The sequence below is a fragment of the Gemmiger sp. An120 genome (assembly GCF_002160955.1).
Lineage (GTDB): Bacteria > Bacillota > Clostridia > Oscillospirales > Ruminococcaceae > Gemmiger_A > Gemmiger_A avium.
In genome coordinates, this window is record NZ_NFLN01000047.1 from 1 (window position 1) to 633 (window position 633).

At 68.1% G+C, this 633-nt stretch carries 1 protein-coding gene; it reads right to left on the minus strand.

The features are described from left to right. On the minus strand, positions 1–633 hold a 633-nt coding region (locus B5E65_RS15915), incomplete at both ends, for a M56 family metallopeptidase (RefSeq protein ID WP_143403051.1).

The window sequence follows — 633 nt, forward strand, 5'->3', positions numbered from 1 at the left end:
CTCCGGCTGGGTAATATCCACCCAGACCGGGGCTTCTTCCTCTGTGTTTGTCCGGGAAGTGCTGGCCGGTTCCAGCCGCACGGCACAGCAGCACAGGGTCACCGCCAGCGCCCCGGCACAGAAGGCCAGCAGCCCCCGGCGCATCCGGCCCGGTTTCATGATCTGCCGCAGCCGGGCGGTGATCTGGCTTTTGCCTACCCCGAACCGGGTGGTCAGCACCGGCCCGGCCGGACATTCCAGCGCGTGCAGCAGCGCTTCGCAGTACTGCCGCCGCCAGGCCGCGGGTTTGTTTGCTGCCGCCGATTCATCGCAGGCCATTTCAATATCCTGCCGGGCGGCGCGAACCAGGAAATGCACCGGCGGGCTGTACCAGTGCATCGCCCGGGCCGCTTCCAGCAGCAGCATATACCACAGATCGCCCCGGCGGCAATGGGCCATTTCATGCAGGCAGATCATGGCCAGTTCTTCTTCCGGGGGCAGGGTCTCGGGCAGCAGCAGGGTGGGCCGCGCCAGACCGGTGACCAGCGGCCCGCTGATCCGGGCATTGCACCGCACCGGCACCCGCCGGGTCAGGCCCTGTTCTTTGGCAGCCCACCGGGCAATGCTGACCGCATAAGCCGGGGCCGGGCTGTC